This is a genomic window from Plectonema radiosum NIES-515 (assembly GCF_025753815.1).
Taxonomy (GTDB): Bacteria; Cyanobacteriota; Cyanobacteriia; order Cyanobacteriales; family Nostocaceae; genus Hassallia; species Hassallia radiosum_A.
Genome location: NZ_JAOWRF010000068.1, coordinates 1 through 20,799, shown reverse-complemented (window position 1 = coordinate 20,799; position 20,799 = coordinate 1). Strand labels below are relative to the sequence as shown.

Below are 20,799 nucleotides of genomic sequence, written 5' to 3'. Positions count from 1 at the left end.
GAGGGGGGGATGGGGAGAGGGGGGGATGGGGAGAGGGGGGGATGGGGAGAAAGGAAAGAATCTTCCTTGTCTTCCTTGTCTTCCTTGTCTTCCTTGTCTTCCTTGTCTCCCTTGTCTCCCTTGTCTCCCTTGTCTCCCTTGTCTCCCTTGTCTCCCTTGTCTCCCTTGTCTCCCTTGTCTCCCTTGTCTCCCTTCCTCCTGCCCATTGCCCAATGCCAAGCGCAAAAAATAAAAGGTAAAAGGTAAAGAATAAATTCCGTCCATCCTTTCGCCTTTTACCTTTTTATGTACCTGATGCTTATTTAATGTTAGCCTTTGTATCTCGCACTGCGGCAAAGAAAAATAATCCGGTGAGGGGAATGCTCAATGCCAGAATGATTGCAGTTGTTTGCATACCTAAATCGGGTTGTCCGGAAGTAAGTTCAAAAACTGAACCGACTCCTGCGATCGCTGTTATACAACAACCTGCTAAAAAAAGTCCGCTTTTTGGAGTCATCATCATACTTCACACTACCTTATGCGACTGGTTTCACAGCTTGATAGGAGAAGCCATTCTTGGATAACTCCTCGTTCAACGTCAAAAAATTCTCTACCCGGTCTACAAACAATACACCGTTGAGGTGATCCATCTCGTGCTGAATGCAGCGTCCGAGTAAATCGCTTGCTTTCAATGTCCGGGGGCGCCCATTTTCATCTTTGTATGCAACTTCCACAACTTCTGGGCGTTTGACATCTATATAGACGTTGGGAATGCTGAGACATCCTTCTTGAGCAACAATAATATCACGACTTACCTGTTTTATTGTCGGGTTAATTAAAATTAGTGGGGGATTAGCCGCATTCTCTGGTTCGCAGTCGATGACAATAAGTTGTTTGTTCACTGCAACTTGGGGTGCTGCCAAACCAATGCCGTCTTTGCTGTACATAGTTTGCAGCATTTCGCGTATCAGTTGACGAAGTTCGTCATCTACTTTGGCAATGCGCTTTGCTGGTTGACGCAGAACGCGATCGCCTAGATAGTGAAGTGATAAAGGCGGATTTTTTAACTTTTTTTTCTCAACAGAAATGCAACTTGAAGGCATGTTTCTAATTCGGCTAGATTTCACAATAGTGCTACTATTTCAATTCTATCAATCTGAGCCTAATACCCAGTGAGGATTTCCCAACCTGCTTTAGAATAAACATTTGCAAGATTTATGGTATCAATCTAATGGGTAGAAACTTTTTTCAACTCCACCACTGTTGAGGTGGAGTTTCTGAATGGAAATTTTCATAAATGAATCAAAAGCGTCTATCGACGGGAATACGAGGTTTTGACGAAGTTCTGCATGGTGGTTTTGTCCCCGGTCGAGCTTATTTGGTGCGCGGTGGTCCGGGTTCTGGTAAAACTACACTGGGGCTGCATTTTCTCACAGTGGGTGTAGCCAACGATGAACCGAGTATGTATATAACTTTCGGAGAACCGGCAGAGCAAATTAAAAATAATGGTGCAGCGATTGGTTTAAACACCGAAGCGATGCACTTTTTGGATCTCAGCCCATCTGCGGAATTTTTCACCCAAATGGAAACTTATGATATTTTCTCTCCGGCTGAGGTTGAACGAGAACCAACTACGCAAAAATTAATCGAGTCTGTGGATGCAATTAAACCCCAGCGAGTGTTTCTGGATGCGATAACTCAGTTTCGCTACATGTCTACTGATGCTTTCCAGTTTCGCAAACAAGTGCTGTCATTTATGCGCTTTTTGTTAGAAGCTGGTGCGACGGTAATTTTCACTTCTGAAGCTAGTCGCTCTGCTCCGGACGAAGATTTACAATTTATGAGCGATGGTGTAATTCACCTATACAACTCTAGCAAAGGCAGGACGCTGCAAGTTACTAAGTTTCGCGGTTCTGACTTTCGCAGTGGTTTTCATGCGGTGCGCTTAACCGATAAAGGTATGCAGCTGTTTCCCCATCTGCAACCAGAAAATTACAAACGCGAATATAGTAATGAGACTGTTGCTTCTGGTGTGCCAGAATTAGATCAACTGCTACACGGTGGTTTAGAGCGCGGGACGGTGACAATTTTAACGGGTCCTACTGGTGTGGGCAAAACTACCATCGGACTTCAGTTTATGAAAGAAGCTGCTGGACGAGGAGAGCGATCGGTAATTTACACCTTTGAGGAAACGGAAGAAACTCTGGTGGCTCGTTCGGAAGGCGTTAATATTCCAGTTCACGCTATGATTAAATTCGGCACGCTGTCAGTTGTACCAGTCGATCCATTGCAATTGAGCGCCGATGAATTCGCTAGTTTGGTGCGTGAAGAGGTAGAAGAAGGAAAAGCGCGGATTGTAATGATTGACAGCGTTGCTGGTTATCAATTGGCGATGCGCGGTGAAAATTTAATTACCAATTTGCACGCTTTATGTAAATATTTGCAAAATATGGGTGTGACGGTGATTGTGGTTAACGAGATGGAACACATCACCGGTGAATTTCGAGCAACTGATGTTGGGATCAGTTACATTGCAGATAATATCATTTTTCTGCGCTATTTAGAAATTAAAGGAGAAATGCGGAAAGCGATCGGCGTTTTAAAGAAACGCTTGTCCGACTTTGAAAAAACATTGCGAGAACTTGAGCTAACTCGTTACGGTATCAAGGTAGGTAAACCACTCAGCAAACTTAGAAAAATTCTCAGCGGCACTCCCGAATGGGCAGATAATTATGATGGGGAAGAATGAGCGAAAAACCCCTGATTTTAACTGTAGACAGCAACAGCCGCAATTTAGAATTACTTAACCAATTTTTAACGAAACAAGGATATGAAACCATCGGGGTTAGTAGTTTGGAGGAGTTAGATCGCATATTAAGCGAATTATCGGAAATTAAGTTAGTTATGTTAGATATTGCTGGTTTCGATCGCACTATCTGGGAACGCTGCGAACAACTGCAAAATAAACAAATTCCCTTTTTGGTTATCTCGCCGAAACAAAGCGCTACAATTCAACTCCAAAGCCTTGCTCACGGCGCTAGGAGTATGCTGGTTAAACCCCTTGTCATGCGACAATTACTGGCGTTGATTAAGAGTCTCTTGGGAGATTAAATATGTGTAAGATTTTACTACTTCTAGAACATAAAGAAAATCGTCGCTTATTATCTGAGTGGTTGAAAACACGTTACGAGGTATTTTCACCTGATTTTGATGATGAATTGTCTAGCTTGCAACAATCTTTTGATTTATGTATTTTAGGTGGGAGAGCATTAGATCGATACAGTCATTGGTTACAAACTACTAAAAAAGCTCAAGAACCATTATTTTTACCTTTTCTATTAGTTACATACCGTCGAGATGTAGGGATGGTAACTCGTCATCTCTGGCAAACTATTGATGAATTGATTATCACTCCTGTGGAAAAAGTAGAATTACAAGCGCGGGTAGAAATGCTACTTCAAAGACGACAATTGTCTTTAGAATTAAAAATTGCTAACAAAAATCTCCAAGAAATCAACGAAATAAAAACCCGCTTTATTTCTATAGCTTCCCATGAAATTCGCAATCCACTACATACAATTTCTGCTTTTGCACAAATACTGCTCCACCGCTCTAGCGAGAAATTAACTGAAGAAAAAAAACAGGAATTTTACGAGAAGATTAAAATTTATGTCAAAAAAATTACCGATATTTTAGATGATATATTATTATTATCGATAGGAGAGTTAGGAAAACAAAAAATAAATCCAGCTTCAATTAATTTAACTAAATTTTGCCAACAATTGATTGAAGAAGTTGAATTGATTAATAATAATAAAGTTAACTTGTTGGGTAAAGATAAATATATAAATGCTTGGATTGATGAAAAACTGTTACGACATATTCTGACTAACTTGCTGACAAATGCCATTAAGTATTCACCTAAAGATAGTCCAATTGATTTAGAATTAATCTCTAATGAATCAGAGGTAATTTTTCAGATTAAAGATCAAGGTATTGGGATTACTTCAGAAGACCAACAGCATCTGTTTGAGTCATTTTATCGTGCCAGTAATGTGGGAAACATTCCCGGCAGTGGTTTGGGGTTAGCGATCGCCAAGCAGTGTGTTGACTTACATCAAGGTAAAATTGCTGTCAAGAGCGAAGTTGGGGTAGGAACTACTTTTACTGTGACATTGCCTATCGGTAATACTCAATCATAAAATGTACCAAGACTTGAAGACAGTGTTGACGAATTGAATTCGGGGTTATACAAACAAAGTTCGTCTACGCTAACTTCTGAATAATTATCAGCACCAGTTATATCATGTCCGCTCATATAACGTCGATAAGTTCAAACATCGCGTGATTATCAGCAATTAAACGGACATGATATAATATAAATTTTTATAAAGTGCTAGCTTCTCAAGCCGCAATTATGGTTCATCTGACAATAATTCATCACTTGTTGCTGTCATTACTTGCTTATTCTTTGCTCGATCGATAAATGCTAAAGCTTTTACCTGTTGTAAAGCTTGAGCTTTATCCATCGGTGACAATTGATTATTATTTTCGATCCGTTTTTGTAATTGAGCAATAAGTGCTGTGATTCCAGATATATCTGCTTGTTGAGAACCTGGGGTATCATTCATAATATTTGCAACATCGCCGGTTATTTTACCAATAACTCCTTGGTTGTGGATATCTCCTAATGCGATAATTATTACCTCAGCTTGGGGATTGATATTGATTGGGCTATCTTCAGGCATAATTTCTCCTTTTAACTAAGCAACGACTTACGTACAAGGTTTATTCTCATGAGGCTACATCTATTCTTGACATATTTTGGTTAAATTGCATAAATTTAGAGGTTTTCTCGATCTTTACAAAATAGCCTAAGCGTGCTTTTTGTAATCAGCGATTCTCCAGCGCTGTTAGCGGAGCTTTCCCGTAGGGTAGCGCTGACTACAAAAAAAAAGAGGTTGTAACAAAGGGTACTAAAATATGCGCTAACATCCTATAACCTAGTTAATGCCATAATGTAATTCAGGCTACATAAACATGCGCCTAGAGCAGTTGCAAGCCTTTCTAGCGATCGCAGAAACTGGCAGCTTTCAACAAGCAGCGAGAAAATGTGGTGTCACCCAATCAACTATCAGTCGCCAAATTCAAGCACTAGAAGCAGATTTGGGCTTAGAATTGTTTCACAGAACAGGACAAGCAAAACTGACTCTGGGGGGTGAACGGATGCTACCCCGTGCCCGGAAAATTTGCTTGGAGTGGCAAACACTCACCCAAGAGTTAGGAGATTTAGTGGCAGGAAAGCAGCCAGAACTTTGTGTCGCTGTGATTCACTCGCTGTGTGCTTATTATCTACCACCAATTCTGCAAAAATTTTGTCATGAATATCCAAATGTGCAATTGCGGGTGACATCATTAGGAAGCGATCGCGCTTTAAAAGTTCTCAAAGATGGATTAGTCGATTTGGCAATTGTCATGAATAATCGTTTTCTCACCAGCGCAAGAGAAATGGTCGTAGAAACGCTATTTGATGAACCGATAGAATTACTCTGTGGTGCCAATCACCCCCTTGGGCAACACGATCGCGTTTCTTGGTCGGAAATAATTCGTTATCCCCAAGTAGTTTTTAAGGATGGTTATGGGATGCAACGCTTAGTGCAGGATAGATTTGAGCGTCTAGAAGCGACACTTCAAGCAGCTTTAGAGGTAAATACTTTAGATGCTTTTCGGGGAGTGGTACGGCAAGGAGAATTAGTAGCTCTGCTGCCTCACTCTGCATTAGTTGAAGCACGTCTTGACCCTACTCTTGCAGTTCGTCCCTTAGCCTGCAATGCTAACAGTAGTTTGCCAGATAATTCTAGTTTAACTCGTCGGGTTGTCATGGTAACAACAGGCGATCGCTTGCTAATTCCACCCATCCAATACTTCTGGCAATTGGTGCAGGAACATATACCACAACAGTTTGATTCATTAAAGCGATCGGCTTCTTAATAAATAGATGTTAGTCCATAGTCCAAAGTCTATAGTCCAAAAATCTTAACTCTTGAGTTTTGACTCTTAATCTAAATTTTTATGAGCAATATATTCAGAGAATTACTAAAAAAAGTAGGCAGCGGGAACCACACAGGAGAAAATTTAACTCGTGCGGATTCCTATAAAGCAACCAAAATGATGCTGCTGGGTGAAGCGACACCAGCGCAAATCGGTGCCTTTTTAATTGCCCACCGCATCAAACGTCCCACGGGGGAAGAGTTAGCGGGAATGTTGGATGCTTACGAAGAACTAGGACCACTACTGCAAAATATTAACTCTGGGCATCCAGTGATAGTTTTAGGCATACCTTATGATGGCAGAACCCGCACCGCACCCATCAGCCCCGTGACGGCTTTACTGTTAGCTTCTGCGGGGCAATCTGTGGTGATGCATGGTGGATCTCGCTTGCCGACAAAATACGGTATACCTTTGGTAGAAATTTGGCAGAATTTAGGAGTTGATTGGACTACACTGACACTAGAAAAACAACAGCAAGTCTTTGAAAAAACAGGCATTGGCTTTGTTTATCAGCCTCAGCATTTTCCCTTAACTAATAAAATTTGGGAGTACCGCGACCAACTAGGTAAGCGCCCACCTTTTGCCACAATGGAGTTAATTTGGTGTCCTTATGCTGGCGATGCTCATATTATTGCTGGGTTTGTCCATCCTCCCACAGAAGGAATGTTTCAACAAGCTTTGACGCTGCGGGGAGTAAGCAAATTTACATTAGTCAAGGGATTGGAAGGTAGTTGCGATTTACCACGCGATCGCACTGCAATCATCGGTTTATCTGCACCATTAGCACCGCAACAAGAAGGATTAACCGCGATAGAAAGGTTACTCCTCCCTCCGCGTGACTACAACTTTACTACCAAGAATGTACCCCTGGAAACTACTGAACAACTAGTAGCGGATATTCAAAGCGTGTTAAGTGCAAAACCTTCCGAACTGATGCAAACAGCTTTATGGAATGGCGGTTTTTATCTATGGCGCAGTGGTATTTGTTCAGATATGCAAGCGGGTATAATTAAGGCGGAAGAATTATTTAGTAATGGCGCAGTAGCTGCAAAACTTCAAGAACTTACTCAAATTATAAATTCTTCTAAAGAACTATATCATATCATGACAGGCTTATCGCACATCTTGTAGAGACGCCTATGGGCGGAACCTCTCTACTGTCAATTTATCCCACGCGTGAGAAGTTAGATTCCCGACATATGTTCCGTCGGGAATCTGGTTGATTTTATTGTTTTTGAATTTGGGTTTAGCGATATTGCTATATCAAGAGAGAAAACTCTTCGATAGAAAAATCTGGCAGGAATTTATTGAGTTTTGGCTGACTCAAGATAAATTTTTGTACAAAGCATTGTTTAACGGCAGAGATTATTTGATAAAGGACTTTCATCCTTCACAAAACGATAATCCTTTCTTGATTGACAAAGTGAAAGTCTAATGGGGGAAGATTAAATCAGAAATTTAATCATCTGTTTAATTTCCTCCCACAACAGATAAAATTAAGCCTTCACGGGCTAGTAATGCTTGAGTAAAAGCATTTTTAACTTCAGTTTGCACAGAGTCGAGAAAATCATCATGATCGTCTGGGTGGTGATGTGAGATAACTAACCGTTTCACACCAGCACCATCAGCTAAATTCAGGGCAGTTTTCCAAAGCAAATCAGGTGATTCATGATTGTGAGCGGTTGGGGGAGTGTATGTAGCATTAGCTATGAGCAAATCTACACCTTCAATTAGCTCTCTAATACATCCAAGATCGATTTCGTTGGCACCCTGATACAAATCTGTCATGTAGGCAACGCTGTAATTGTTCCAGGAAACTCGGTATCCTGCCGATCGCTGATTTTGATTGATTAACGCAGTTTCAATCGTCACATCGTCTAAAGTTACCTTGCTACCCGAAGTCAGATTGTTAAACTGCAAGTCTGCCTGCATCACCTGCAAAGGATAAGGAAAGTGCGGTTGCAGCATTTGATCGCACAGAGACTGCTTAATCGAAGCACCATTTGAGGCAGCTGTACCGTAAATATGAAAGCAATTTTCTCCAACAAATGCAGGAGAAAAAAAAGGAAAGCCTTGGATGCGATTTGATTGAGAGTTGGTAAAAAATAAATGGGCTATTAGTGGTCCGTTGAGTTTTAACCAACTTCTTCCCAGGATGCGTAAACCTGTACCACCATCAAAAATCAAGCGTTTTCCAGCTACACGCATTTCTACACAAGCAGTATTACCACCATAGCGGCTGGTATTGGTGCTGGGGGTGGGTATTAAACCCCGCACACCCCAGAATTCCACACTAAATTCTCCAACGGGATCGTTGGACGAAGTAGTTTGTTTTACATGGTGAGAATCTGACAACTCAATATTTGACATTTTCCTTATAACTAGACTTGACTGAGCAGGTCATCGTAGTGCCGCACTTGGGAGAGTCGGTTTTTTTCATCCACAATGACAACCGTAGGAGAGTAATTTTTTAACTCTTCTGTGGTTAACTGCCCGTAAGCCATTATAATCAAGCGATCGCCGATAATGCCTAGACGTGCCGCAGCGCCATTTAATTCAATTGCTCCTGAATTGGCTGGAGCGGGGATCGCATAAGTAATGAAACGCTCGCCATTGGCAACATTCACTACTTGCACCTGCTCATAGGGTAAAATGCCAGATTTCTCTAACAAAATTTGGTCGATGCTGATACTACCGACGTAATTGATATTTGCCCCCGTCAGGGTGCAGTTGTGAATTTTTGCCAAAAGGAGCGTGCGCTGCATTACTTTTAGGGGTTCTGTGCCAATTGAGCTATCAAGAAAGAATTCAGAATTCAGGAGTCAGCATAATATGTTAGGCTCCTTTGTGGGATGAAAAAGGGCGATCGCTTGCACTCCCTGCTCATAGTATAGAGCCTAGATGAAAAATGCTTGTGGCAGTAAGAAACTCTACTCAGACTGCCACATTGCTGACTTCTGACTTCTAATTTCTTGACTTTGGTTGAAAGTTTGTTCAGGTAGTTTCCGAATCCGAATCTCAACCTTTTTCGCTACCAGCTTTGATGCACTGTTCTACTAAGGGCATAACGTGGTCAACATCTAGCCAACCGCGAATTTCTGTCACCTTTTTTTCCAAATTTTTATAACTGCGGAAAAATTCGGCAATTTCATCCAATCGGTGTGCTGGTAAGTCTTTGATGGATCTGACGTCTTTGTAACGTGGGTCTTTGTCGGGTACACAAAGAATTTTTTCATCGCGATCGCCACCGTCAATCATCTCTAACATGCCAATCGGTCTTGCTGCAATGATACACCCTGGAAAGGTTGGTTCGTCGATTATAACCATACCATCGAGGGGATCGCCATCGTCAGCCAACGTGTTGGGTACAAAACCATAGTCATAGGGATATTGTACCGAAGAATAAAGTACCCGGTCTAAAGCGAAAGCTTGTAAGTCTTTGTCGTATTCGTATTTATTTTTACTCCCACCAGGAATTTCAATCAGAACGTTGATTAGACCCGGTTTAGGTTGGGCAGGAATACGGGATAAGTCCACAGTAAAAATCCTCAGCTAACAGTGAATTACGGGCGCACGCAACGGCTCCCCGTGTAGAATTTTAGGCTAATATGGACATATCCCAAAATACTTAGTTCAAACGGTTTTCACCTTGGAGTATGCTTTAGACATCTGCACAAAAGATTTATAAACTTGAAATTTACGCCCATAACTAACTCCCCTACCCCCCTTCCTTTGAATAGGGAAGGGGGAATTAAAGCCTCTGTCCTAAGCAAACAGAGGTTTAGCTTACCGAGAATTCTCTTTTGGCAAGCAAGTATGCGTTAGTGGCTAACTAATTGCTTTGTTTGCTCCCTACCGCACAGTCCGTTGCGCTCAACGTGTCGGGCAAGCCCGAAAATCCCCCCCTACACCTAGTCCCTAGCTTTTCAAAAAAGTTTAAAAGGCTCCCCAAGTTCCGAACTCAGGAAACCTCTACTCGGACTTATCGAAAGCCGAGTCATGAAAAATTCCCTATTCAATTCTGACGCTAACGTTCGCGCCAAATCTGCTTTCTGTTGTCAGAACGTTCTTTTTTTGGGAATTCTACTGTTAACTTTTGCTTAATTTTCACTAGTTTTTATGTTGTATGTAATGGGTTGCTGATTATTCGGAACGCTGGTTGAAGAATAATTAGCGATGACTAAGATTGGTAACGTTAGAGTTAACAGAGCGATCGCTGTTCCCACAATGTCTGCCAAACGATGGGAATATGTGTCGGGATTGGCAGACTGGCTATTTGAATTCATAGAAGATTGCAGGTTTTCACATCACTTGTTGCTCAACTCTCAAAGTCAAGAGTCTTGCTGTTATTTTAGCTACTTTTAAATTATAAGCTATTTAGTATTCAATAATATCAACCAATTATCAAACTGTCATAATACTTCTTTTTTCATCCCAAAGATATTTGATACGAAGCCGCTATTTAGCTAAACTTTTTTGTTAGTGACCAATATCTCAATATACTTCATGGTACGGTGTAATCGATAGATTCCGCATCTTTGACAGCAACAGCATGAAAAATTACAATTATTTTTGTATTTTAAACGACAAAAAAAAAGACATCTGAGTAATATTTAACAATTAAAACATCCGAGAATGCTTTTGGAAAGGGTGTTTTGGGGTTATAACTTGTTGATTAATACCGATATACATACTGAATAATCACCCACAAGGTATATGTGTTTTCGATTATTATAAGTAGTTACACGATAACTTTTTGGAGAAGCGATCGCAACTTGAGCAGTAATCAATTTTCATCATCAATTCACACCGAATAAATACAGATAAATCAAAAGTGTTTTAAATTGTTAATCAGTGATGGCACTCAGAAAATATTTAAAAGTTTATCGGCGATAATATGAGGGATATCAATTGATTTTTGTCAATCTATATATAGGTAGAGTATAAATACTTTTGATCCGAAAGAAGAATCATCTCTAATTAATACAGAATCAAAATTAATAAAGCATCAGTCAAAAGCTGAAAAAATTCCGGTGGAAGAAATATCATCAGAATTTAACAAATAAACGAAACGAAAAAAACCGCCACTAAAATATGGCGGTTTGGTTAAGCAATCGGAGGGTAATTACAGCTTACTCTGCCAAGAATCAAGATTGTTGTAGCGAAGTTTGCATTTGTGGATAGCTGGTTGGTAATTGGTAATTGTTCTTTTCCAGTCTTCCATTACCGATTAGCCTAACCTTTGGCATAAGCACTCATCGGTTCTTTGATAAAACGGATGTAAAGATGCTTAAACGTAGATTTAATCACACGGGGCATTCCAAAATCGATAGGCATTAATTTATCTGGTAATTGCCAATCATCTATTTTTAGTAAATCAGGATGTAAGTTAGGAAAGTCAATTTCCGCAAGTTCCGGACACAACCCTAATCGTTTTGAGGCAGCGAGGGTAGGTACTTGTTCGGGTAAAACATTGAGGACTTGTACCATTGCCCTATCGAGAGCAAATACATTTGCCGATGCGGCTAAAACGCCGAGTGGACGAGGTTCCCCACCGCTGGGACCATTACCTTCATGACCGATAATGCCATCTAAAATAGTTAAATCTGGGTTAATTGCCCTAGCTGTTTCTACTAACATTTCTCCAAATCGGTTGGCATCTTTCCCAGCTTCCATGTGCCACCAAGCTTTCATTTTGCCGGGAACGCAACCAAAGAGGTTTTTTACCCCCAGGGTTAAGGTCAACTGAGCGTGAGATTTCACTTTCGGCAAGTTAATTACCACATCTGCTTCCATCGCTTCTTTGCACAGCAGCAAATGGTTAAAGTCTTCGTTGACGGTTTCGTAACGCGAGCCATGAAAATCTATAATTGGAAGCTTGAGTTCAAGGATAATCGGGAGATAGTTATTTGCGATCGCTACTTGCTTGGCACTGCCAAAAGCAGGACTATCTCCTAAAAATGGCTGACCACCAGCCTCAATCACCATCTTGGCTACTTCATAAACTAATTCGGCGCGGGTGGTACACTCTTTAGTGGGACGCGCTCCGGTGAGTAGATTCGGTTTTAGCAAAACGCGTTGTCCTGGTTTGACGAATGCTTGCATTCCACCTAAAGGTTCTAACAGCGTTGCTAAAGATTCTCTTAAAGCCTCTTGTTCGTAGGAAGTAGCCCGAATCAAACTGACAGATGGTTTTTGAGTCTGCATGGGTTGATAAAGAACGAAGATAAAAGATAGAAGAAAAAAATCTTCTATCTTACCTTATTCCTTTTTAATCTACTTCTGTGTCAAGTGCCGTGAGGGGTAAGATACCGCTCATCTGTTCTAGATTTAACACCTGGGCTAATTCCAAGTCGGTCATCAGATTTTTTTCTAAGACAATCTGCCGCAGGGATTTACCAGTTTCTAAAGATTCTTTGGCTACAGCAGCCGCATTTAAATAGCCAATATGGGGATTTAATGCGGTGACTAAAGCTAAACTACCTTCAGCGTAAGCCAAACAACGATCGCGATTGGCGGTGATTTTGATAATGCAGCTTTGGGTAAGTGCTTTGATGGTATTTCCTAAAATTTCGATGCTGTGAATCAGGTTGTAGGCAATCAACGGCATCATCACATTTAATTCTAATTGTCCGGCTTGGGCGGCAAGAGCGATCGCACTGTCGTAACCCATCACCTGAAAACACACCATTGAGGTCATCTCTGCCATCACTGGGTTATATTTTCCGGGCATAATTGAGGAACCCGGTTGCACGGGAGGCAATTGAATTTCTTTGAAACCTGTTTTTGGACCCGAATCCATCAACCGCAAATCGTGAGATATTTTGACTAAATCCTGTGCTAAGTTGCGTAAAGCACCAGAAACACTAACAAATGGTGCCATACTCTGCATGGCAGCCATTAAGTGTGATGCAGGTTCTAGGGGACAGTCTATCAATTCTGAGATAACTTGCACCACACGGGCGCGATAATCAGGATGAGTATTCATACCTGTTCCGACAGCGCTACCACCTAAACCCAGCACCATCAAATCACCAGAAGCTGTGTAAATGCGGTTTTGGTGTTCGGAGAGGATTTGTGCCCAAGCACGGAAATTTTCACCCAAGCGCACAGGTACAGCGTCTTGCATGTGAGTTCTGCCAGATTTGACGATATCTTGAAATTCGTCGGCTTTTTCTTCGAGGGATGCGATCGCATTATCTAAAGCTGGCTGCAATGTCTTTGATAATGCTAATAAGCCACCGATGCGAATTGCCGTGGGAATCACATCATTGGTAGACTGTCCGTAGTTAACGTGGTCATTGGGACTAACTTCCTTGTAATTGCCTTTTTCATAGCCGAGAATTTCTAAAGCGCGATTTGCTAGTACTTCGTTGACATTCATGTGGTGAGAAGTACCCGCTCCCGCTTGATAAATATCTACCACAAATTGATCGCGAAACTTACCTGCAAGTACTTCATCAGCTGCTTGCACAATTGCTAGACTAATTTCTGGGGAAATGCATTTTAATTCTCCGTTAACGATGGCGGTAGCTTTTTTGATAATTAAACAAGCATCTACGTAAGTATCTAGAGGTTTAATGCCGCTGATGGGGAAGTTTTCCATTGCTCGTAGCGTTTGGATGCCGTAATAAGCGCTACTAGTGATTTGGCGATCGCCCATCGAATCGCGTTCTGTACGGAATTGGGAGTCTGTTTGAGTCATACCGATTTTGGATTGGGTTCAGTTATTAAAATTAAGCTGATGTCTGGCTTGACAAAATACAAACCATATCAAATAGAATTATCTGGGTTAGTTGACAATTTTTAATCTTAAGTTCCCCTTTGACAAAAAGCGTAGTGTATGCATAGAAGCTACGGATTCGTTCAAAGTTGAGTCAAATCAATAACAGCAATAATAGTGGAAAACAAATATTGTACACCTCGCCAACTACCTCAAAGCACTTCTCTACCAAACACATCACCCATAACGTCAACACGATTCAGGAATGAGCGCAAAAATTGCCAAAAAGCTTAATTTATCGAACCGCCTTCGCGCCTCGCGTCTCCGAAGGAGAAGACGCCAAGAACGCCTTCGCGGAGCGTCTCGAAGAGAAGAATTCATAGAGTGTGCGTAAGTCCTAACGATTGTTAGACCGCATTTCACAACAGTTATCGCAAGGGTAAGAATCTTACTTGCCCCTCCCATTCTCCTTCCAAACTGCACTCCGCTATCAGCAAAAGTTCCTCAATTGCTAAACCGACTGGAACACGACGACTGACCTCAAACAATCCTGGCATCTCAAGACCTGCTTGCATTCGCTCATAGGCAAAGTTTGTCATTGTTGCCACATCGTGGGTTAATACTACACGTCGGTTTTGTGCTGCCCATGCCAACACAGTTGGATCGTCGGCTTCAATCAACCCCACATCTTGAACGCGCATAATATCAACATCAGGATTTCGCCGCAGGATGCCTCGGATAATTTGATTGTTAAAGTTCTGCTACTTACCATTTCTGCGAATCTCTGCATAAAGATTAATATCTGTACCCATAGCACTGCTTATAGATAACAATGATTTTAATCTAACTGCTTTCACCCAGAATTGAGATAAAATCATCCAAATGAATAATTCTCAAAACCTATGACTCAAGCATTACCCAAGCTCGTAACCTTTGAGGAATTTGTCGATCGCCTAAGAGAAAATTCAGGAGTACGCTACGAACTTCATAATGGGGAAATTATCCAGATGGCACAACCAGTAGGAGAACATGAGGAAGTAACAGGTTTTTTAGCAAGAAAACTAACGGTGGAGTTCGACCGATTAGACCTTCCTTACTTTATTACCAACCAAGCCATAGTTCGTCCTCCTGAAAAAGATTCTGGTTACTTCCCAGATATATTGGTGCTAAACCGTGCCAACCTAAATAATGAACAGTTGTGGAAAAAAGAATCGACAGTCACTGATAATGCCTCAATTCCTTTGATTGTCGAAGTTGTATCAACCAACTGGCGCAGCGATTACTACCTAAAGTATGCTGATTATGAAGAGATGGGAATACCCGAATACTGGATTGTGGATTACGCAGCGTTGGGTGGACGTAATTTTATCGGCAACCCTAAACAACCGACAATATCCGTTTGTAACTTAGTTGATGGAGAATATCAAATAACCAAGTTTCGAGATAGCGATGCCTGCGGCAACCCCTCCGGCGATCGCATTGTATCCCAAACTTTTCCCGATTTGAACCTCACCCCAAACCAAATTTTTCAAGCTGGTGTGGTGTAGTAATGACGTATCTTATATTATTGATGGTGGGTTGCGCGTACCGCACACACCCTACAGTTAAAACTTAAAATCCAAAGTTGACTAATCTAAAATCGACTAATTCAAAATCAATTGCTGTTCTCGGTGCGGGTGCATGGGGGACTGGTTTAGCATCTATAGCTGAAGCTAACGGTCATCAGGTCAGCATTTGGTCGCGGTACGGTTCCGAAACTTTGGCAGAAGTTGTGGAAAATGCTGATGCGATCGTTTCGGCGATTTCCATGAAAGGAGTACGCGAAGTCGCTACACAATTACACGGTTTACCGATTCCACCGAAAGCGGTTTTTGTGACTGTGACCAAAGGGTTAGAGCCAGAAACTATTAGCACACCATCGCAAATTTGGCAAGAAACTTTCCCTATTCATGCGGTTGTGGTGTTGTCGGGACCGAATTTATCTAAAGAAATTGAAATGGAATTGCCAGCAGCAACGGTAGTAGCTAGCAGAAGTAAAGATGCTGCTGAGTTAGTACAGTTAGTATTTTCCTCTAGTCGTTTCCGAGTTTATACCAATTCCGACCCCTTGGGAGTGGAACTGGGGGGTACATTAAAGAATGTAATAGCGATCGCATCTGGTGTCTGTGACGGTTTACAATTGGGAACCAACGCCAAAGCTGCTTTAGTCACTCGTGGTTTAACTGAAATGGTTCGCATTGGCAACTTCTGGGGTGCGAAGACAGAAACATTTTACGGTTTATCTGGTTTAGGCGATTTGCTCGCAACCTGCAACAGCCCTTTAAGTCGCAATTATCAAGTTGGCTATCAAATGGCTTGTGGTAAAACACTAACAGAAATTCTCACCCATTTACAAGGAACCGCAGAGGGAGTCAACACTTGCCGAGTTTTGATGCAACGAGCCAAGCAGCGAAATATATCCATCCCAATTACCGAGCAAGTTTATCGCTTACTTGAAGGTGAAGTCACCCCACAACAAGCGCTTGATGAACTGATGCTGCGAGATATCAAGCCAGAATACAGTTATTAACCTTGTGGAAATAGTTGGTTGTTAGCGGTTAGTTGGAGCGTTGCTGGTTGTCTATGGATATTTATTTACCACTATCGACTACCAATTACCAATTATGCATTACGAATATTCCCTGCTGAAAATTTAGTAAATCATCAGGAAATCACTCATATACCTATGTAGATAGGATTATGCGTATGATAAACGTAATTTTCACTTATTTTATGTTTATACCACGTTAAAAAAGTTACAGTCAAGATAAATTCAGGTGAAAATCTTAACTAAGTAATTCCTAGTTTAACGACCAGCTGAGGATTTGAATAGCTATTGGTTCAATCAGATTTCAGCTTACGAGTTAGTGAAAATATAAGGTATCAAATAAAATCAGTACATTTTTTCTCAAAAAATTGATAACTGAACCTTTAACCGTGTTAGTTCACCTAAAATCACGGGAACAATAGCAACAGTTGATTAGCTGACCGAAATCTATTGTTACCTGGAGCCATTGAGACGAGCCTTATGCCAGCAACATCTTTTTACGCAGATGCAGCCTACGAAACCCAACAGTCCTCTCAGGTTTTTGACCCAGAACTCACAATTGATGAGACTGAGTTGCCAATAGAAGAACTGGAAGAACTGGAAATAGAGGCAGCTGTTGAGCCTGCTAGCTTTTCTAGCACAAACCGTCGCAGCACAGACTTAGTACGTCTGTATCTTCAGGAAATTGGTCGGGTTCGGTTGTTAGGTCGGGACGAAGAGGTTTCAGAAGCTCAAAAAGTTCAACGTTACTTGCGGATGCGGACACTACTTGCTAGTGCTGCCAAGCAAGGAGATGCAACAATTTCGCCATATCTGGGCTTAATCGAAGTTCAGGAACGTTTGACAGCTGAACTAGGACATCGCCCGTCTTTAGAAAGATGGGCAGCCACTGCTGGTATAATCTTGTCGGATCTCAAGCCGACTTTAGCAGATGGCAAACGACGGTGGGCAGAAATTGCCAAGATTACAGTGGAAGAGCTGGAGCAAATTAAGACCCAAGGACTCCAAGCAAAAGAACACATGATCAAGGCTAATCTTCGCCTAGTAGTGTCTGTAGCGAAGAAATATCAAAATCGCGGCTTGGAATTGTTGGATTTAGTCCAAGAAGGCACACTAGGGTTAGAGCGAGCAGTTGAGAAGTTTGATCCCACCAAAGGTTATCGTTTTAGCACCTACGCTTACTGGTGGATTCGTCAAGGAATTACACGAGCGATCGCTACTTCTAGCCGCACAATCCGTCTACCTGTCCACATCACCGAAAAGCTCAACAAAATCAAAAAAGCTCAACGCAAAATTGCCCAAGAAAAAGGTCGCACTCCGACTTTGGAAGATTTAGCTGTAGAGTTAGAAATGACTGCCGCTCAAGTACGGGAAGTTTTGTTACGTGTTCCTCGCTCCGTTTCTCTAGAAACTAAGGTTGGTAAAGATAAGGACACCGAATTAGGCGAATTGCTCGAAACCGACGGTGTTACCCCAGAACAAATGTTAATGCGAGAATCTTTACAAAGAGACTTGCAGCATCTTTTGTCAGATTTAACCAGCCGCGAGCGCGATGTTATTCTCATGCGCTTTGGTTTAGCTGATGGTCATCCTTACTCACTAGCAGAAATTGGACGCGCTCTGGACTTATCCCGCGAACGAGTACGACAAATTGAATCCAAAGCTTTGCAAAAGCTGCGTCAACCCAAGCGTCGCAATCTGATCCGCGACTACTTGGAATCTCTGAGTTAGCCAATGGTCAATAGTCGCTCAACCCCAGACTATTGACTCTGGACTAATGAATTACATCCTCTTTTTGGCTTGTAGGAAATTATTTGCATTTGAGTTAATCTAAGTCACCTCAGCATTTTTTTTGACAATTCCTTGGGGGCAGGGATCGATGATGATCTTGATTCTCATCAAGATCCCGTGACTTGTCTTTGAGCATTTAGTAAATATTCGCAATAAGACATGATTGTTGCAAATAGCTCAAAATTTTTGTTATATTCTCAACTAACAAGCTTTGTTGAGAAACATTGATATGACTATCTACTCAGCTACTTCACTCAGGGCAGAACTAAACGAACGCGGGTGGCGTCTAACTCCACAACGCGAAACAATTCTACACATTTTTCAGGAACTTCCACAAGGAGAACATCTCAGTGCGGAGGATCTTTACCATAGATTAGAAGTCGATAGCGAAGGAATTAGCCTTTCAACTATTTATCGCACCTTGAAGCTAATGGCACGGATGGGAATTTTACGGGAATTAGAATTGGGAGAGGGACATAAACATTATGAACTCAACCAGCCTTACCCGCATCATCACCATCACCTGATATGTGTAAGATGCAACGCGACTATTGAATTCAAAAATGACTCTATTTTAAAAATAGGTGTAAAAACTGCTCAAAAAGAAGGCTATCAGTTGCTTGACTGTCAACTAGCAATTCATGCGGTTTGTCCCAAGTGCCAACGGGCACTCATGCCACTTTAGCACTTGGGGGTTATCAGGGATCGCGCTAGACAACCATCATGAAATTTTTAAGTAATTTCCAATTGCTGTGATGGAGGGTAAGCAACTGATTGGGGACTTATATTGACAACACCGAAGCGGATGCTAGTAGCGTCCGCTTTTAACGTCATTGAGACTGATGCCGTAAAACATTTGTGCCTGTCTAATCGCTTTTTTGGTGTCATTCCCCATCACACCGTTGAGAGAACCTTTATAAAAACCTTTTTCATGTAGTCGTCGTTGAATTTCCAAGACATTAAACTCATTCTTAGAACCAGAGGTAACTAAACTATATAACTTGGCTCTGGTAGTGGGACCGGCTACACCACTTGAAGCCAAATAATTAGCGGTTTGAAACCTGCGAACAGCATCTGCTGTATAGGGACCGTAGTTGCCATTTGGCTCTCCCTCTAAATATCCCGCTTTAATCAACTGTTCTTGAACAACTCTTACTGCTTCACCGCGATCGCCGATTTGCAATTTATCATCATTACTGCGCTTGGGAGTATCTTCCCCATAACCAATGCCACTTGCCGGCAATCTGCGTTGTGTTTCCGGTCCAACAACACCGTCTGCATCTAATTTATAAGCTTGTTGGAAGCGCTTAACAGCTTCTTGAGTAATGGAACCAAATATGCCCGTCGAGCTACCGTAATAATAGCCTGCCACTCGCAACCTTTCTTGCAAAACTCTTACTTCTTCACCTTCGTCACCTTTAGCGAGTAAGTTGGGATCGCTACGTTTGCTGGCAACTGTAGTTTGAGTGGGTTTTGTTGCTTGTGTAGTTTGAGTGGGTTTTGTTGCTTGTGTATTTTGAGTGGGTTTGGTTGCTTGTGTAGTTTGAGTGGGTTTGGTTGCTTGTGTAGTTGGTGGTTTTTTGACTTGTGTATTTTGAACGGGTTTTTTCGCTTCTGTTTCTGTGTTAACAACAACAGGTTTGTTAGCTTGTGTATCCACCGATGGAGCACGCCAACTCTCTAATTTTTGTAAAGTATTTGTGCTGGCAACGCCATCAACTGCTAGACCAGCAGATTTTTGGAAGCGTCGCACAGCATCTTCTGTGGGAAAGTCAAATACTTGACTTACAGGGGCTTGATAAAATCCTGTCCGTTGTAATTGTTGTTGCAGGTTTCTGACAGAAGGTCCTTGATCGCCCCTTTCTAGCGCCAGAGCGCTGCTAACAACAGAAAGAACAGATAATGTGACGGCAAGGGGTAGCATGTATCCCCAAGCCTTACTAGAAAGCCGTTTCCAGTCGGGTGCTGCTGCTTTATTTAATAAACCGCTAAGGGAAACTAATTCACTGGATGGGCTTTCTTCGTAAACAAAAGCTAAGTGTAAATACGCTAGATTCTCCATACTTGTTTCCTACACCTGTATTTCCTTATTTTTCTTCAATTGCTGCTTCAGCTTGATGAACTAAGTTTCGCAAATTTTCGATTGTTTGTATATTTACATCCTGCCATAAATCACGCTTATGTGCTTCTAACATTCTCTCAGCAATATCACGCAATGCCCACGGATTCTTTTCTTGGATAAATTCACAAACTGTGCGATCGCCTAAATAAGCATCGACAATCCCCTGATACATATGGTCTTCGACGCATTTTGCTGTAGCATCGTAGGCAAATAAATAATCTACCGTCGCTGCCATTTCAAATGCTCCTTTATAACCGTGACGCATCATTCCCGCAATCCACTTAGGATTAACTACACGAGAGCGATATACCCGTGCAATTTCTTCTTTCAGGTGACGAACTCGTGGGTTAGCGGGAATAGAATTATCACCAAAATAGGTTTGAGGATTTTTTAAGCGTACAGAACGTACTGCTGCCGTTAAACCCCCTTGAAATTGATAATAATCATCAGAATCGAGCAAATCATGTTCGCGGTTATCTTGATTTTGCAACACTATTTGCATGTGCTTTAAGCGTTGCTCAAATGCTTCAGGATTGGGGAGTGGGG

General features: G+C 41.7%; 22 protein-coding genes and 1 pseudogene. 10 read left to right on the top strand and 13 right to left on the bottom strand.

The window, feature by feature from the left end; all coding sequences use genetic code 11:
* The 3 genes and pseudogenes from OGM63_RS04575 to def all read right to left on the bottom strand — a co-directional run.
* Positions 1-264: pseudogene (locus tag OGM63_RS04575) on the bottom strand (hypothetical protein); the annotation flags it as partial.
* Between the two features lie 34 nt (positions 265-298).
* Complete coding sequence (locus OGM63_RS04570) at positions 299-502, bottom strand: hypothetical protein (protein WP_089125260.1); 204 nt, start codon at positions 500-502, stop codon at positions 299-301.
* 13 nt (positions 503-515) lie between these two features.
* The gene (gene def, locus OGM63_RS04565) at positions 516-1,082 is read right to left on the bottom strand and encodes a peptide deformylase (RefSeq protein WP_263744318.1); all 567 of its coding nucleotides are present in this window, start codon (positions 1,080-1,082) and stop codon (positions 516-518) included.
* Positions 1,083-1,276: 194 nt separating this feature from the next.
* On the opposite strand from def, the gene OGM63_RS04560 reads away from it, so the two are divergent.
* Genes OGM63_RS04560 through OGM63_RS04550 form a run of 3 tightly spaced genes read left to right on the top strand, consistent with a single transcriptional unit; the run spans position 1,277 to position 4,181 of the window.
* Positions 1,277-2,728, top strand: coding sequence for an ATPase domain-containing protein (locus tag OGM63_RS04560; protein ID WP_263744317.1), 1,452 nt, complete (start codon positions 1,277-1,279; stop codon positions 2,726-2,728).
* A complete protein-coding gene (locus tag OGM63_RS04555) occupies positions 2,725-3,090 on the top strand; it encodes a response regulator (protein ID WP_263744316.1) in 366 nt (121 codons plus the stop codon). The genes OGM63_RS04560 and OGM63_RS04555 overlap by 4 nt, the downstream gene beginning before the upstream one ends.
* Before the next feature lie 2 nt (positions 3,091-3,092).
* Positions 3,093-4,181: an ATP-binding response regulator gene (locus OGM63_RS04550; RefSeq protein WP_263744315.1), complete on the top strand. Its 1,089-nt coding sequence runs from the start codon at positions 3,093-3,095 to the stop codon at positions 4,179-4,181.
* A 213-nt stretch (positions 4,182-4,394) separates the two neighbouring features.
* Here OGM63_RS04550 and OGM63_RS04545 read toward each other — a convergent pair whose 3' ends face one another.
* Positions 4,395-4,727: a hypothetical protein gene (locus tag OGM63_RS04545; protein WP_263744314.1), complete on the bottom strand. Its 333-nt coding sequence runs from the start codon at positions 4,725-4,727 to the stop codon at positions 4,395-4,397.
* A gap of 292 nt (positions 4,728-5,019) precedes the next feature.
* Here OGM63_RS04545 and OGM63_RS04540 point away from each other — a divergent pair, with 292 nt between their 5' ends.
* The 3 genes from OGM63_RS04540 (at position 5,020) to OGM63_RS04530 (ending at position 7,465) form a co-directional block, all read left to right on the top strand.
* Positions 5,020-5,970: a LysR family transcriptional regulator gene (locus OGM63_RS04540; protein WP_263744313.1), complete on the top strand. Its 951-nt coding sequence runs from the start codon at positions 5,020-5,022 to the stop codon at positions 5,968-5,970.
* Between the two features lie 81 nt (positions 5,971-6,051).
* Positions 6,052-7,161: an anthranilate phosphoribosyltransferase family protein gene (locus OGM63_RS04535; RefSeq protein WP_263744312.1), complete on the top strand. Its 1,110-nt coding sequence runs from the start codon at positions 6,052-6,054 to the stop codon at positions 7,159-7,161.
* 88 nt (positions 7,162-7,249) lie between these two features.
* Complete coding sequence (locus OGM63_RS04530; RefSeq protein ID WP_263744311.1) at positions 7,250-7,465, top strand: hypothetical protein; 216 nt, start codon at positions 7,250-7,252, stop codon at positions 7,463-7,465.
* 35 nt (positions 7,466-7,500) lie between these two features.
* Here the strand turns inward: OGM63_RS04530 and OGM63_RS04525 are convergent, their stop codons facing one another.
* The 7 genes from OGM63_RS04525 to OGM63_RS04495 all read right to left on the bottom strand — a co-directional run bounded on the left by OGM63_RS04525 (position 7,501) and on the right by OGM63_RS04495 (position 14,481).
* Positions 7,501-8,400, bottom strand: a complete 900-nt coding sequence (locus OGM63_RS04525) for an MBL fold metallo-hydrolase (RefSeq protein ID WP_263744310.1) — start codon at positions 8,398-8,400, stop codon at positions 7,501-7,503.
* A gap of 11 nt (positions 8,401-8,411) precedes the next feature.
* Entirely contained in the window at positions 8,412-8,795 is a 384-nt protein-coding gene (gene panD, locus OGM63_RS04520; RefSeq protein ID WP_263744309.1) for an aspartate 1-decarboxylase, read from the bottom strand.
* Positions 8,796-9,048: 253 nt separating this feature from the next.
* Complete coding sequence (locus OGM63_RS04515) at positions 9,049-9,567, bottom strand: inorganic diphosphatase (RefSeq protein ID WP_263744308.1); 519 nt, start codon at positions 9,565-9,567, stop codon at positions 9,049-9,051.
* A 563-nt stretch (positions 9,568-10,130) separates the two neighbouring features.
* Complete coding sequence (locus tag OGM63_RS04510) at positions 10,131-10,316, bottom strand: TLTLP motif-containing protein (protein ID WP_263744307.1); 186 nt, start codon at positions 10,314-10,316, stop codon at positions 10,131-10,133.
* A gap of 949 nt (positions 10,317-11,265) precedes the next feature.
* The gene (locus OGM63_RS04505; protein ID WP_263744306.1) at positions 11,266-12,237 is read right to left on the bottom strand and encodes an Npun_F2552 family protein; all 972 of its coding nucleotides are present in this window, start codon (positions 12,235-12,237) and stop codon (positions 11,266-11,268) included.
* 64 nt (positions 12,238-12,301) lie between these two features.
* Positions 12,302-13,735, bottom strand: a complete 1,434-nt coding sequence (locus tag OGM63_RS04500) for an aspartate ammonia-lyase (RefSeq protein WP_263744305.1) — start codon at positions 13,733-13,735, stop codon at positions 12,302-12,304.
* 446 nt (positions 13,736-14,181) lie between these two features.
* Complete coding sequence (locus OGM63_RS04495; RefSeq protein ID WP_263744319.1) at positions 14,182-14,481, bottom strand: DUF5615 family PIN-like protein; 300 nt, start codon at positions 14,479-14,481, stop codon at positions 14,182-14,184.
* A 174-nt stretch (positions 14,482-14,655) separates the two neighbouring features.
* Here OGM63_RS04495 and OGM63_RS04490 point away from each other — a divergent pair, with 174 nt between their 5' ends.
* From OGM63_RS04490 to OGM63_RS04475, 4 genes are all read left to right on the top strand, one after another.
* Positions 14,656-15,300, top strand: coding sequence for a Uma2 family endonuclease (locus tag OGM63_RS04490; RefSeq protein WP_263744304.1), 645 nt, complete (start codon positions 14,656-14,658; stop codon positions 15,298-15,300).
* A gap of 77 nt (positions 15,301-15,377) precedes the next feature.
* Positions 15,378-16,322, top strand: coding sequence for an NAD(P)H-dependent glycerol-3-phosphate dehydrogenase (locus OGM63_RS04485; protein WP_263744303.1), 945 nt, complete (start codon positions 15,378-15,380; stop codon positions 16,320-16,322).
* A gap of 498 nt (positions 16,323-16,820) precedes the next feature.
* Positions 16,821-18,071, top strand: a complete 1,251-nt coding sequence (gene sigC, locus OGM63_RS04480; RefSeq protein ID WP_263744302.1) for an RNA polymerase sigma factor SigC — start codon at positions 16,821-16,823, stop codon at positions 18,069-18,071.
* Between the two features lie 289 nt (positions 18,072-18,360).
* Entirely contained in the window at positions 18,361-18,816 is a 456-nt protein-coding gene (locus OGM63_RS04475) for a Fur family transcriptional regulator (RefSeq protein WP_263744301.1), read from the top strand.
* Positions 18,817-18,939: 123 nt separating this feature from the next.
* Here OGM63_RS04475 and OGM63_RS04470 read toward each other — a convergent pair whose 3' ends face one another.
* A complete protein-coding gene (locus OGM63_RS04470; RefSeq protein ID WP_263744300.1) occupies positions 18,940-20,193 on the bottom strand; it encodes a peptidoglycan-binding protein in 1,254 nt (417 codons plus the stop codon).
* A gap of 25 nt (positions 20,194-20,218) precedes the next feature.
* On the bottom strand, positions 20,219-20,799 hold a 581-nt coding region (locus tag OGM63_RS04465; RefSeq protein WP_263744299.1), incomplete at its 5' end, for a cobaltochelatase subunit CobN.